The sequence below is a fragment of the Curtobacterium sp. MCLR17_040 genome, from assembly GCF_003234735.1.
Classification (GTDB): domain Bacteria; phylum Actinomycetota; class Actinomycetes; order Actinomycetales; family Microbacteriaceae; genus Curtobacterium; species Curtobacterium flaccumfaciens.
Genome location: NZ_QKTE01000001.1, coordinates 398,993 through 412,230, shown reverse-complemented (window position 1 = coordinate 412,230; position 13,238 = coordinate 398,993). Strand labels below are relative to the sequence as shown.

General features: G+C 72.0%; 13 protein-coding genes. 3 read left to right on the top strand and 10 right to left on the bottom strand.

The annotated features are described in order from the left end of the window. Positions 1-135: 135 nt before the first annotated feature. Positions 136-1,389, bottom strand: coding sequence for a multidrug effflux MFS transporter (locus tag DEJ01_RS01985; protein ID WP_111092064.1), 1,254 nt, complete (start codon positions 1,387-1,389; stop codon positions 136-138). A gap of 46 nt (positions 1,390-1,435) precedes the next feature. Between DEJ01_RS01985 and DEJ01_RS01980 the strand changes: the two genes are divergently transcribed. Continuing rightward, positions 1,436-1,876, top strand: a complete 441-nt coding sequence (locus DEJ01_RS01980; RefSeq protein WP_216852147.1) for a MarR family winged helix-turn-helix transcriptional regulator — start codon at positions 1,436-1,438, stop codon at positions 1,874-1,876. Here DEJ01_RS01980 and soxR read toward each other — a convergent pair. The 3 genes from soxR to DEJ01_RS01965 are packed head-to-tail and all read right to left on the bottom strand — an operon-like array spanning position 1,873 to position 3,918. Beyond that, the gene (soxR, locus tag DEJ01_RS01975; protein ID WP_111092063.1) at positions 1,873-2,406 is read right to left on the bottom strand and encodes a redox-sensitive transcriptional activator SoxR; all 534 of its coding nucleotides are present in this window, start codon (positions 2,404-2,406) and stop codon (positions 1,873-1,875) included. The two genes, DEJ01_RS01980 and soxR, sit on opposite strands and share 4 nt — an antisense overlap. A 10-nt stretch (positions 2,407-2,416) precedes the next feature. After that, a complete protein-coding gene (locus DEJ01_RS01970) occupies positions 2,417-3,460 on the bottom strand; it encodes a YdcF family protein (RefSeq protein ID WP_258375619.1) in 1,044 nt (347 codons plus the stop codon). A gap of 2 nt (positions 3,461-3,462) precedes the next feature. Beyond that, positions 3,463-3,918 carry an iron chaperone gene (locus DEJ01_RS01965; protein ID WP_196783353.1) on the bottom strand — a complete coding sequence of 152 codons (456 nt, stop codon included), beginning with the start codon at positions 3,916-3,918 and terminating at the stop codon, positions 3,463-3,465. 90 nt (positions 3,919-4,008) lie between these two features. On the opposite strand from DEJ01_RS01965, the gene mgrA reads away from it, so the two are divergent. Both mgrA and DEJ01_RS01955 read left to right on the top strand, forming a co-directional pair. Next, a complete protein-coding gene (gene mgrA / locus DEJ01_RS01960) occupies positions 4,009-5,052 on the top strand; it encodes an L-glyceraldehyde 3-phosphate reductase (protein ID WP_111092062.1) in 1,044 nt (347 codons plus the stop codon). Positions 5,053-5,612: 560 nt separating this feature from the next. Further along, the gene (locus tag DEJ01_RS01955; protein WP_111092061.1) at positions 5,613-6,854 is read left to right on the top strand and encodes an MFS transporter; all 1,242 of its coding nucleotides are present in this window, start codon (positions 5,613-5,615) and stop codon (positions 6,852-6,854) included. 77 nt (positions 6,855-6,931) lie between these two features. Here DEJ01_RS01955 and mnhG read toward each other — a convergent pair whose 3' ends face one another. The 6 genes from mnhG to DEJ01_RS01925 are packed head-to-tail and all read right to left on the bottom strand — an operon-like array spanning position 6,932 to position 13,205. Further along, on the bottom strand, positions 6,932-7,279 hold the full coding sequence (gene mnhG / locus DEJ01_RS01950) for a monovalent cation/H(+) antiporter subunit G (protein WP_258373860.1): 348 nt from the start codon (positions 7,277-7,279) through the stop codon (positions 6,932-6,934). A 5-nt stretch (positions 7,280-7,284) separates the two neighbouring features. Next, entirely contained in the window at positions 7,285-7,623 is a 339-nt protein-coding gene (locus DEJ01_RS01945; protein ID WP_051597118.1) for a hypothetical protein, read from the bottom strand. Next, entirely contained in the window at positions 7,620-8,201 is a 582-nt protein-coding gene (locus DEJ01_RS01940; RefSeq protein ID WP_111028654.1) for a Na+/H+ antiporter subunit E, read from the bottom strand. The genes DEJ01_RS01945 and DEJ01_RS01940 overlap by 4 nt, the downstream gene beginning before the upstream one ends. Further along, a complete protein-coding gene (locus DEJ01_RS01935; RefSeq protein WP_017887554.1) occupies positions 8,198-9,889 on the bottom strand; it encodes a Na+/H+ antiporter subunit D in 1,692 nt (563 codons plus the stop codon). The genes DEJ01_RS01940 and DEJ01_RS01935 overlap by 4 nt, the downstream gene beginning before the upstream one ends. After that, the gene (locus tag DEJ01_RS01930) at positions 9,886-10,296 is read right to left on the bottom strand and encodes a Na(+)/H(+) antiporter subunit C (RefSeq protein WP_017887553.1); all 411 of its coding nucleotides are present in this window, start codon (positions 10,294-10,296) and stop codon (positions 9,886-9,888) included. The genes DEJ01_RS01935 and DEJ01_RS01930 overlap by 4 nt, the downstream gene beginning before the upstream one ends. After that, complete coding sequence (locus tag DEJ01_RS01925; protein WP_111092060.1) at positions 10,293-13,205, bottom strand: Na+/H+ antiporter subunit A; 2,913 nt, start codon at positions 13,203-13,205, stop codon at positions 10,293-10,295. The genes DEJ01_RS01930 and DEJ01_RS01925 overlap by 4 nt, the downstream gene beginning before the upstream one ends. Positions 13,206-13,238 lie beyond the last annotated feature (33 nt).

Sequence of the window (13,238 nt, the reverse complement as noted above, 5' to 3'; positions counted from 1 at the left end):
GGTCGGGGGCGGGGCGTGTGCGGGGGGCGGTCTGGTCAACGCGGAACGACACTGTCGATGTCGTACGACGTCGACAGTGTCCTTCCGGGTCAGCGGGCGGTGCCGTTCCGGGTCAGCGGCCGGTGTCCTTCCGGGTCAGCTGAGCGTGCTGGTCCGGCTGGTCCGGCCCCGCGCCGCGAGCAGCGCCACGACGGCCACCACGGCGGCGGCGAGCATCACGATCGCCAGCGGCGCCGCGGTGTCCGAGCCGCCGATGCTGACGAGCGGGGACACGAGCGCCGCGAGCCCGAACTGCAGGGCACCGAGCACGGCCGAGGCGCTGCCGGCAGCCGAGGGCACGGCACCGAGGGCGAGTGCGGTGGCGTTGCCGAGCACCAGGCCGAGCGAGCCGACCGCGGTGAACAGCGGCACGGCGAGCCAGATGACCGGCGCCCCGGAGACGACGAGCAGCGCGAACGCCACGGTCGACGCGAGCACCAGCACGATGCCGAGCGACAGCACGCCCGTGACCGAACGGGTCGCGGTGAGCTTGGCGGACAGGATGCTGACGCCCATCAGTGCCAGGGCGTTCAGCCCGAAGGCCAGGCCGTAGCCGACCGTGCCGAAGCCGATCATGTCCTGGTACAGGAACGGCGACGCGGAGATGTAGGCCATCATCACGGCGAACGCGAAGCCGAACACGGCGGTGTAGCCGAGGAACGTGCGGGAGCGCAGGGCACGCAGGGCCGAGCCCGAGCCACGGCGTTCCGCACGCAGGGCGTCGCGGTGTTCCTTCAGGTGGGTCTCGCGGATCACGGCGAGGACCGCGATGAGCATGACGACCGACAGGCCGAGCACGATCGAGAGCAGGCCGCGCCAGCCGATCGGACCGGTGAGCAGGCCGCCGAGCAGCGGTGCGACGACCGGGGCGACCCCGCCGACGATCATCATGAGCGAGAACGCGCGGGCGGCGGACTTGCCGGTCGCCAGGTCGGAGATGACCGCACGGCTGATCACCATGCCGGCTGCACCGCCGAGGCCCTGCAGCAGGCGGGCCGCGATGAGCACGCCGATGTTCGGCGCGAGCACCGCGGCGATGCTGGCGAGCACGCACACCGCGGCACCGGCGATGAGCGGCGGCACGCGGCCGAACCGGTCGGACAGCGGACCGAACACGAGCTGGCCCGCGGTCACGCCCACCAGGAACGCGGTGAGGGTGAGCTGGACGGCGGTGGCGCTCGCCCCGAGCTCGGTGGTCATCTGCGGGAACGCCGGCAGGTACAGGTCGGTGGCGAAGGGGGCGACGGCACTGAGCAGGCCGAGCACCAGGAGCAGCGCGGTCGTGATGCCCTGCTGCTTGGTCGTGGGTGTCGCGATCGTCGCGCGGATGGTTCCGGTGTCCGTGGTCATTGTTATGAAAGCATAACTCATCGCCCGAGATCGGTACAGTACGGTCATGCACTCCGCCGTGTCCGACCACGTCCTCGCCGAGTTCGCGGACGTCCTGCTCCGGATCGCGCGTGACATCGACCCGCACGGCTCGGAGACCCTCGACATCGTGCCGCTGACCGGCACCGAGGCGCTCGTGATGCGCTGGATCAACCGCAACCCCGGCACCTCGCCCAGTGCCACCGCCGAGGCGACGGCCCTGCAGCGCAGCAACCTCAGCGTCGCGCTCCGGTCGCTCGTGGCGAAGGGCATGGTCGAGCGGCGCCAGGACCCGGCGGACGCCCGGACCGTGCAGCTGCACTCGACCGCGCTGGCCCAGGAGAGCGTCGACCGGCTCTACCGGCACTGGTCGGGCAAGCTCCGGACGGCCCTCGGCGGCGACGAACGGGGTGCGGTCGAGGCGCTGGAGCTGCTGCAGCGGATCGACGACGGACTGCGCGCGGGCTAGGCGACAGCGTCCTCGGCGGCGGCGGCGGCGGCAGCGGCAGCGGCGTCGGCATCGTCGGCCGCCTCGTCCTGGATCGGCAGCAGACGACGCGCGCCGTGCCCCTCGTCGCCCAGGGCATCACCCGGGTTCACGACCGAACACGCTCCGAGCGAGACGCACCCGCAGCCGATGCACTGCGTCATCTCCTGCTGCAGGCGCTCGAGCTCGAGCTGGCGGGCCCGCAGTCGTGCGCGCCACCGCTCGTTCAACCGGTTCCAGTCGCGCAGCGAGGGCATGCGGTCGGCGGGCAGGGCCTCGAACTGCTCGGCGACCTCGCTGAGCGGGATACCGAGGCGTTTGGCCACCTGGATGATCGCGATCCGTCGTTCGACGTGCCGCGGGTACATCCGCGTGCCGCCATCGGTGCGCTCCGGGTGGATCAGGCCCTTGCGCTCGTAGAAGTGCAGGGCCGAGGCTGCGACGCCGGTGCGGCGGACGATCTCGCCGATGGGCAGCAGGTCGGTCGGCCGCGGTGCCGGGATCTCGACCATGGTGGAGATCCTACTGCTGGAACGACTCCCAGAGCAGGAACCCGGTGAACAGCACGAACGGCGTGCAGGCGACCACGTTGAGCCAGCGGTGCTCGACGATCACCGCGGCGAACTCCCGCAGGAACGCACTCGGGACGTAGTACGCCGCCGTGCGCGCGCCGACGACCTGGGCCGGCAGGTCGAGGCGACGGGCCAGGGTCGCGGCCCGCAGCACGTGGTAGTTGTTCGTGACCACGACCATCTGGCCGTCCCGGCCGGCGGCCGTCTGCACGTCCCGCGAGAACCGCAGGTTCTCGCGGGTGTTCCGCGACGCGGTCTCCGCCACGACGTCGCCCGCGTCGGCACCGTGCGCCACCAGGTACTCTGCCATCGCGGTGCCCTCGGGGCGGGGTTCGTCGTCGCCCTGTCCGCCGGACGGCACGAGGAGCGGTCGGCGTCCGGCGGCCCGTTCGGCCCGGTAGACGCCGAGCGCCCGGTCGAGCCGGCTCTGCAGCAGGGGTGGGACCTCGCCGTGCACGAGTCCGGAGCCGAGGACCACGATCGTGTCGGGGACGATGCCGTGCCGCGTCCGCCCGTAGACCACGGAGTACAGGGCGAACGCGACCAGCGACAGTGCGAAGTACCCGCAGACGAACACCATCAGCACGGCGACCGCGATCTTCGTGCCGTCCCACAGCGTGAAGCCCTCACCGCTGCCCGAGAGGAGCAGGGCGATGGCGATCGCCGGCAGCACGAACACCGCCACCCCGGCGGCGAGCGACAGCAGGTTGCCGACGCTGCGCCCCTCGGCCCGGAGCATCTGCAGGCCGTTCGCGACCAGGGCGACGCCGAGCACCACCACGGCGAGCGGCACGAGCAGCAGCACCACGGCGACGAGCAGGCTGAACCCGGGGACCACCCTGGTCAGCACGGCCACGACCGTCGCGAGCCCGAACAGCACGGCCGCGGTCAGGAACACCCCGTTGCGGAGCATCCGCGGGTCCCGTCGCCGCCCCAGGACGTACAGCACCAGGAACAGCAGGGCGAAGACGGGAGCGGCGCCCAGCCCGAGCACCGTCAGCCGACCGCGCGACGGATCAGGTCGGCCACCCGTGCCTCGTCGGCCTCGGAGAACTCGGGGCTGATCGCCCACGAAGTCGGCCAGAACGTGCCGTCGTCGAGCGCGGCCGAGTCCTGGAACCCGAGCGTCGCGTAGCGGGCCTTGAACTTGGCGGCGTCCTGGAAGAAGAACACCGCCTTGCCGTCCCGCGCGTAGGCGGGCATGCCGTACCAGAGCTTCGGCGCGAGCTCAGGCGCGACCTCGAGCGCGATGCGGTGGATGCGCTCCGCCAGCCCGCGGTCCGGCTGGGGCATCTCGGCGATCTTCGCCTCGACCGCAGCGGCGTCGGCCGCCGCCTTCTCGGCCTTGGTGCCCTTCGTGCCGCGGGCGCGCTTGACCTCTGCGGCGTGCTCCTGCATCGCCGCGCGCTCCTCGTCGGTGAAGGTGGTCTCGGTCTTCGTCGTCCGTGCCATCGTCGTCTCCTCGTGGTCTCGTGCACCCATCATGGGTCCGGGAAGCGAAGCATGCGAGGCCAGGGCTCGATCGAGTGCCAGGCTCGTCCCATGACCTACATCGCCAGTGACGACCGCTACGACTCGATGACGTACCGCCGGACCGGCCGCTCGGGCCTCGACCTGCCGCTGCTCTCCCTGGGGTACTGGCACAACTTCGGGGACGACATGCCCTTCGAGAACCAGCGCGCCATCAGCCGCCGGGCGTTCGACCTCGGGATCACCCACCACGACCTCGCGAACAACTACGGCCCGCCGTACGGTGCCGCCGAGGTGAACTTCGGCCGCCTGATGCGCGAGGACTTCCGGCCCTACCGCGACGAGATGGTCATCTCGACGAAGGCCGGCTGGGACATGTGGCCGGGGCCGTACGGGCAGGGCGGTGGCTCGCGCAAGTACGTGCTCGCCTCGCTCGACCAGTCGCTGCAGCGCACGGGCCTGGACTACGTCGACGTCTTCTACTCGCACCGTCTCGACGCTTCGACCCCGCTCGAGGAGACGATGGGCGCCCTGCACACCGCGGTCCAGCAGGGCAAGGCACTGTACGTCGGCATCTCGTCGTACGACGCCGAGCGCAGCCGGAAGGCAGCCGAGATCCTCCGCGACCTCGGCACCCCGCTCCTGATCCACCAGCCCTCGTACTCGATGCTCAACCGCTGGATCGAGACCGAGGGGCTGCTCGACGCCGCCGGCGAGCTCGGCTTCGGCGTGATCGGCTTCACCGCGCTGGCGCAGGGGCTGCTGACCGGCAAGTACCTGAACGGTGTGCCCGAGGACTCCCGCGCGGCAGCTGGCAAGTCCCTCGACGCGTCGAGCATCACGCCCGAGGTCGTCGAGCACCTCCGCGCCCTGAACGACGTCGCGGCCGCCCGCGGACAGTCCCTCGCGCAGCTCGCCCTCGCCTGGGCACTCCGCGACGAGCGGGTGACCTCACTCGTCATCGGTGCGTCACGGGTGTCGCAGCTCGAGGACAACGTCGCCGCGCTGTCGAACACGTCGTTCACCGACGAGGAACTCCGCGTCATCGACGAGCACTCGGTCGGCATCACGGACGTCGACCTGTGGGCGGGAGCCCGCGCGGGCGAGGTCTCCTGACCCGAGCGCCGCGCCGCAGCAGTCCCTCGGCCGGTCGTATCTCGTCGCTCGGCGGATCCCGCCGGCTGGTCACGACCCGTCGCGGGTCGCCCGCCGACCGGTCGCGACCTGTCGGCTGGCGGCGCCGCAGGCGACGGTCTGCGACCGCGCCGCGCACGGCCGACGGGGTGTCGTGACCGCTGCGGGGCCCTGGGCGCGCGGCGCGGCGGCCGGGAGGCGCGGGGCACGCCGTCACGCGCCTCCCGTCCGTCGTCCGGTCGCGTCGCGTCGCGTGGTCGGCCCGCGCCGAGCGGTCACGACACGTCGCGGGTCGCCCGCCGACCGGTCGCGACCTGTCGGCTGACGGCGCCGCAGGCGACGGTCTGCGACCGCACCACGGCTGACCGCCGGGACGGCGCCAGGAGCGAACTCCTCCGGTGCGCGGCGGCCGGTTGGTACCATCGACAGCGTTCGACAACACGCAGTGTGTATCTACCGGCCGCCGGCATCCCGGCGGACAACGGCGGCACCCGATGGGTCCGCCGCCACCGAACCGGGCGGGCCGAGAAGGCACAACCCCGATGCTCCAGACCCGCTCAACCGACGCCCCGCCCGCTCCGGACCGCTCACTCGTCTCCCTCGCCGGCCGCTGGTACTTCCCCGTGGCGTTCATCGCCCGGCTCCCGTTCGCGATGATGGTGGTCGGCGTCCTGACCCTCGTCGTCGCCGCCCGTGACTCCGTCGCCCTCGGCGGCATCAACTCCGCCGCCGTCGGCATCGGCTCCGCGATCTTCGGCCCGATGGTCGGCGCCGCGGCCGACCGCTACGGCCAGCGGGCGGTGCTCGTCCCCGTCGGCCTGGTGAACGCGGCGCTGCTCGGGTTCTTCCCGTTCGTCGTCAGCGGCACCGCGCCCGACCTCGCCGTCCTCGCGGTCGCATTCTGCATCGGTGCCTCGGCCCCGCAGGTCGCCCCGATGTCCCGCACCCGGCTCGTCGCGATCATCCGGCAGCGGATGGCCCCGGCGCGGCGCGAGAAGACCCTCAGCGGCACGATGGCCTACGAGTCCGCCGCCGACGAGACCGTGTTCATCATCGGTCCGTTCCTGGTCGGCATCCTCGCCAGCGCGATCGCCCCGTGGGTGGCCGTCGCCGGCGCCTCGGTCCTGACGTTCGTGTTCGTGACGGCGTTCGCGCTGCACCCGACCGGCAAGCTCGTGGTCGGCCAGCACGCGGAGTCGACGCAGGCACCCGCCCGGCAGCTCCTGCGCCCGCGGCTCGTCGTCGTGGTCGTCGGCATCCTCGGCATCGGCCTGTTCTTCGGCTCGACGCTCACCTCGCTGACAGCCTTCATGGAGACCCACGGCGAGGCCTCGCAGGCCGGCCTGCTCTACGGCCTGATGGGCATCGGTTCCGCCGGGTTGGCGCTCGGGTCGGCGGCGTTCCCGCGGTCGTTCGGTCTCGGTTGGCGCTGGCTCGTGTTCGGCGTCGTGCTCCTCGGCGGTGCGATCGCGTTCGCCAGCGCCGACTCCGTCGTCGCCGCGGGCATCGTCCTCGCGATCATGGGCATCGGGATCGGGCCGACCCTGGTCGCCCAGTACAGCCTCGGCTCGGACCGCTCACCGGTCGGCCGGTCCGCCACCACCATGACGATCCTCGGGTCCGCCGTCATCGTCGGCCAGTCCATCGCCTCCGCGATCACCGGGGACGTCGCCGAGCACCACGGCACCGCGGCCGCGATGCTGCTGCCGGCGGTCTCCGCCGCGATCGTCGTGGTCGCGGCGGTCGGCAACCTGCTGCTCCCGCGTCGGGTCGCGACCGCCTGACCGCGAACGTGACCACCTGACGGACTGGAGGCCCGTGGCGACGCCGCCACGGGCCTCCAGCCGGTCAGGTCGGCGCGTCAGGACTCCGTGTCGTCGACGAGCAGGTCCTCGTGCCGGTAGTCGTCGGCACGCAGGCCGGCGCGCGCGATCATGTGCGTCGACACCGGCACCAGGAACAGCTGGAACACCATGATCGGCAGCACGACCCAGAACGCCGTCCACGTCCACACCGCCACGACGATGGCGGCCAGCGCGAGCGCGAGCCCGAGCACCTGCGGCTTCGCCATCGCGTGCAGACGGACGAGCGGGTCCGGGAACCGGACGATGCCGACCCCGGCGCCGAGCGACAGCAGCGACCCGACGAGCAGCAGCCCGATGGCGATCCACGCCCGGATGCCGGCGTCGTCGACGAACGACTCGATCATCTCGATCACGACTGGTCCTCCTCGGCGCGCTCGGGGGTGGTGACGGTCAGTCCCTCGTCGGACGGGTCGGCCGAGGGCGTGACGGCCCGGGCCACGGCGACCGTGGCGAAGACGCTCGTCGCCGAGATCACCACGAGCACGGGGATGCCGGTCAGGTCCTGGCGGATGACCATCGCGGCGGCGATCACCACGAGCACGGTGGTCAGCACCATGTCGGAGCCGATCATGCGGTCGAGGATGGTCGGGCCGCGCACGATGCGGAACACCGCGAGGGCGAACGTCGCCCCGAGGAGCGCGAGCACGAGTGCGACGGCGATGCCCATCACGACGACGGCGGGGCTCACCGGGTCACCTCCGGCAGGGGCTCGGACAGCTCGGAGACGTCCTGCTTGGATCCCAGTGCGCGGATGACCATGGCCTCGATCCGGAGTGCGACGCGGCGTTCGTCCTCGACCTGCTCGAGGCGCTCGGTGTCGAGCACGTGGAGCAGCAGGCGACGGCGCCGCAGGTCCACGTCGGCGACGTACGAGCCGGGCACGAGCGAGATCGCGAGGGTGGCCAGGGTGAAGGTCATCTCGGAGGTCGAGTGCAGCTGCACGAGCGTGATCGAGCTCCGCCGCACACCGCGGGGACGGAACGCGACCCAGGCGACCCGGAAGGACGCCACGACGACGAGCCCGGACCAGACCGCCAGGAACCGCAGCACGTGCACGATCGAGAACCGTGCGGACAGGGGGACCGGCGGGAGCGGCAGCGCCTGGGTGACGATGAGCGCCACGACGATGCCGCACAGCAGCGTCAGCGGGGTCCACGACCCCCAGAGCAGCGCCCAGAGCACGGTGAGCCCCGCGACCAGGGGCACGTCGTAGCGCCACGCCAGCGCGATCCGGCGGGCGTTCGAGATGCGGCGGACGTCGGTCATCGCTCACCTCCGAGCACGGCCTGCACGTAGCGGTCGGGCGACTCCAGCGACTCCGCTGCGCGGGTCGCGTAGCCGTAGAGCGGGCCGGCGACGACCGTCAGGGCAACGGACCCGAGCACCGCGACGGTCGTCACGCCGACGAGCATGCGCGGCAGGCGCACCTTCTCGGGAGCCTCGCCGACCGCCTCGGTCGCGCCGGTGGTCGGACTGGAGGCGGTGGCCGCGTGCGGTGCGTCGGTGACCGTCACCGAGCCTCCCGGGTGGTACGCCTCGCCCGTCTCCTCGGAGACGGTGAGCGGCGCCGGTTCCGGGGAGCGCAGGTGGGCGTGCGGTTCGGCGCTGGTCGCGTGCGGAGCCGCGGCCTCGGCCGCCGGCTTCGGCCGCCAGAAGGCGGCGTCCCAGACCCGCATGAGCGCGTACAGGGTGAGCAGTGAGGTGACGACGCCGGCGCCGATGGTGACGTACGCCATCGGGGAACCGTCCTCGGCGGCGGCGCGGAACAGGCCGAGCTTGCCGATGAAGCCGGAGAACGGCGGGATCCCGCCCAGGTTGAACGCGGGGATCAGGTACAGGGCGGCCAGCAGCGGAGCGGCCTTCAGCAGTCCGCCGAGCGACCGGGTCGAGGTCGTCCCGCCGACACGTTCCATCAGGCCCGACACCAGGAACAGCGTGGTCTGCACGACGATGTGGTGCACCGTGTAGAACACCGCTGCCGCCGTCCCCGCGACGGTGCCGAGTCCGACGCCCATCACCATGAAGCCGATGTGGCTGATCAGCGTGAAGGACAGCAGCCGTTTCACGTCGGTCTGCGACACCGCGCCGAGCACCCCGACCACCATCGTCAGTGCGGCGACGACGAGCAGCACCTCGTTGAGCTGTGGTCGTGGGAAGATCACCGTCTCGAGCCGGATGATCGCGTAGATGCCGACCTTGGTCAGCAGGCCCGCGAAGACCGCGGTGACCGGCGCCGGGGCCGTCGGGTACGAGTCCGGCAGCCAGAACGCCAGTGGGAACACGGCGGCCTTGATGCCGAACCCGATCAGCAGCATCGTGTGCAGGAGCAGCTGGACGTGCTCCGGCAGGTCGGCGACGCGCTCGCTGATCTGGGCGATGTTCACCGTGCCGGTGGCGCCGTAGACCAGCCCGATGGCGGCGAGGAAGATCGCCGACGCGATCAGGCTCGTGACGATGTACGTCGTGCCGGCCCGGACGCGCTGTTCGCTGCCGCCCAGCGTGATGAGCACGTAGCTCGCCACCAGCAGCATCTCGAACGCGACGTACAGGTTGAACAGGTCGCCCGCGATGAACGAGTCGAGCACACCGGCCGCGAGCACGAGGTACGTCGGGTAGAAGATCGTGACCGGGGCGTCCTCGTCGTCGGCGGCCAGCCCCTGCCCGATCGAGAACAGCAGGACGAGCAGCAGGACGCTCGCACTGACGGTGAGCAGCAGCGCGCTGAGCCGGTCGACGACGAGCGAGATGCCGTAGGGGGCGTCCCACCCGCCGACCTGCACCACGATCGTGCCGTGCCGGTCGACCAGGACCATGAGCGTGGCGGCGACGGCCAGGGCCACGACGAGCACCACGACGGTGATCGCACGCTGGAGCTTCTGGTGGCGGAGGAGTCCGAGCGCGACCGCGGCACCGAGCAGCGGGACGAGGACGAGGAGCGGGACGAGCCAGGTCATCGGGTCGCCTCCTGTTCTGCGTCGGTGGTGGTCTCCGGGTCCTCGTCGGCCGGCTCGTCGCGGTCGCGGCCGATGGCGGCGTCGGCTTCGTCGACCTCGACCTCGTCGGCGCGGGACAGCTGCCACGACCGGTGGATCAGGGCCAGCAGGAACGCGCTGACGGCGAAGGTGATCACGATCGCGGTCAGGGCGAACGCCTGGGGGAGCGGGTCGGTGATGCCCTCGGCGCTCTTGCCGATGGGCGGGTCGCCCGCGGCGCCGGACATCACCAGCAGCAGCAGGTTGAGCGAGTTGCCGAGCAGCAGGAAGCCGAGGAGCATCCGGGTCAGGGAGCGTTCGAGCAGCAGGTAGACGCCGCAGGAGAACAGCACCGCCATGGCGATCACGAGGACGAGGGTGACGGTCACGTGGCGCTCCCTTCCGGGGTGGGGGCATCGAGGGCATCGCTGACGGACCCCTCGGTGGTGTCGCGGGTCGGGGTCGAGGCGTCCTCGAGGCGCTGCCGGTCGACCTCGGCACCGAGGCTGCGGAGGACGTCGAGCACCAGGCCGACGACGACCAGGTAGACGCCGATGTCGAAGAACGTGGCGGTGACGAACTCGACGTGCCCGAGGATCGGGACGGTGGCCTCGAAGAACTCGGAGTACAGGGCTTCACGGCCGAAGAACAGCGGCACGATCGCGGTGATGGCCGCCGTCGCGACCCCCAGGCCGAGCAGACGACCGGCACGCACCGGGGCCGCTGCACCGAGTTCGGCCGGGCCGCCGGCCAGGTAGCGGGCCGCGAGCGCGATGCCGGCGACCAGGCCACCGGCGAACCCGCCACCGGCCGAGTTGTGCCCGGCGAACAGCAGGTACACCGACAGCACGATCAGGCCGTGGAACAGCAGGCGGACGACCACGTCGAGCAGTGCCGAACGGCCGGTCGGGATCGCGGCGCTCGTCGGCAGCCAGGCGCGGGGCTCGCCGTCGGTGCGCTCGCCGTTCGCGGTCAGGGTCTCCGGCAGGTCCCGCAGCCGGGGCAGGGTGTCCTCGCGCGAGTTCACGAAGATCAGGCTCGCGACGCCGGTGGCCGCGGCGACCACGACGGTGAGCTCACCGAGCGTGTCCCAGCCGCGCAGGTCGACGAGGGCGACGTTCACGACGTTCAGACCGTGCCCGAACGAGCTCGTCAGTGCGGGCAGGTCGGGCCAGAGGGGGCGTGCCGTCCGGGCCGAGGCAGCGACGACGACGACGATCGCCAGCGTCAGCCCCGCCAGCCCGGCGAAGAGCGCCCGCACGACCCGGAACCGCGACGGATTGGTCGTGGCGATGCGCGGGGGCAGCCGTCGGAGCACCAGGACGAAGGCGATCAGGGTGACCGTCTCGACCACGAGCTGCGTCAGGGCGAGGTCGACGGCGCCGTGCAGGACGAACAACACCGAGAGGCCGTAGCCGGTGACGCCGACCAGGACCGCGGCGGCGAACCGGGTCTTCGCCGTGAGCACCGCGATGCCGGCGATCGACATCACGATCATCACCGGGATCTGGCCCCACGAGTCGGCGAACCGGACGTGGAACTCCCACGGCCCGCCGAGCACCAGGTTGGCGAGCGCCCCTGCTACGAAGACCGACAGGATCACGGTCAGGTAGTAGGGGAGCGAGCCGCGCTGCAGGCTCGCGGTGAGTCCGGTCGCCCCGCGGTCGAGCAGTCGCATGCCGTGCCGGTACGTGCCCGCAGCGCTCGGGAACCCCGCGAGCCGGTGCTGGAGCGCTTCGACCGGACGACGCAGGGCGAACAGTGCGAGGCCGCCGACCAGGGTGATCGCGGACAGGCCGAGCGCGGGTTCGAGGCCGTGCCAGAGCGCGAGGTGCGGGACCTCCTCGCCGCCGAGCGCTGCGGTCGTGGCAGCGGGCTCGATGCCGTGCGCGACCACCGGGGTGAGCAGGCCGAGTGCGAGCCCGGCCAGCGCGAGCACCGAGGGCACGACGGCGAGGCCGTGCAGGGCGTGCGGCTCGGTGGTCGCGACGCCGGGCTTGCGGGCGAAGGCGCCCCACAGGAACCGCAGCGAGTAGGCCACGGTGAGCACCGAACCGACGGTCACGCCGATCAGGGCGAACCAGGCCCAGCCGGCGTCGGGGCCGTGCAGGGACTCGGTGAACCCGGTCAGCACGGCTTCCTTCGCGACGAACCCGATCGTCGGCGGGATCCCGGCCATCGACAGCAGCGCGAGCACCGCGACGACCGCCAGCCACGGGCGGGCGCGGCCGAGCCCGCTGAGTCGACCGAGGTCACGCGTGCCGGTGACGTGGTCGATCGCGCCGACGACCAGGAAGAGCGTCGACTTGAAGGCGGCGTGGGCCACGAGGAGCGCGACCCCGCCGAGGGCGACCGCGGGGGCACCCCAGCCGGCGGCGAGTACGAGGAACCCGAGCTGGGCCACGGTGCCGTAGGCGAGCAGGAGCTTGAGGTCGGTCTGCCGCAGGGCGCGGTACCCGCCGACGAGCATCCCGGCGACGCCGAGCAGCGTGATCGTCTCGCGCCAGCCGTCGAGCAGCGCGAACGCGGGGGCGAGCCGGGCCACCAGGTAGATGCCGGCCTTCACCATCGCCGCGGCGTGCAGGTACGCGCTGACCGGGGTCGGCGCGGCCATCGCGGCGGGGAGCCAGAAGTGGAAGGGCACGATCGCCGACTTCGTGAGCGCCCCGAGCAGCACGAGGACCACCGACACCGAGACGACCGTGCCGCTCGGGGGATCGGCGACGATCGCGGACAGCGAGGTCGTGCCCGCCGAGACCGAGAGCATCACGAGGCCCGCGAGCATCGCCAGACCACCCGCGGTGGTGACCATGAGCGCCTGCATGGCGGCGGCACGACTGGCACGCTTCGCGGCGTCGTGCCCGATGAGCAGGTAGGAGAAGACCGTCGTGGCCTCCCACAGGACGAACAGCACGATGACGTCGTCGGCGATCACGAGCCCGTACATCGAGCCGGCGAAGGCGGTCAGGACCCCTGCGAACCGACCGAGCCCGGGTTCGTCCCGCTCGAAGTACGAGGCGCAGTAGACCAGCACCAACGCGCCGACGATCGACACCACGAGGGCGAGCACCCACGACAGGGCGTCCATCCGCAGCGTGACGTCGAGGTCGAGCTGGGGGACCCACTGGTGCCGTTCGACGACGCTGCCGTGCAGGGCGGCGTCGGTCTGGGCGATCGTCAGCACCGCCGCCGCGGCGGGGGCGAGGGCCGCCACGTAGAACGCGCGGCGGCCGAGGACGGGGGTCAGGGCGGGGACGATCAGGGCGACGATCGCGAACGCGACGAGGACGAGGACCATCGGGCACCTCCTCGGGGTCGGGCTGCAGTCCGG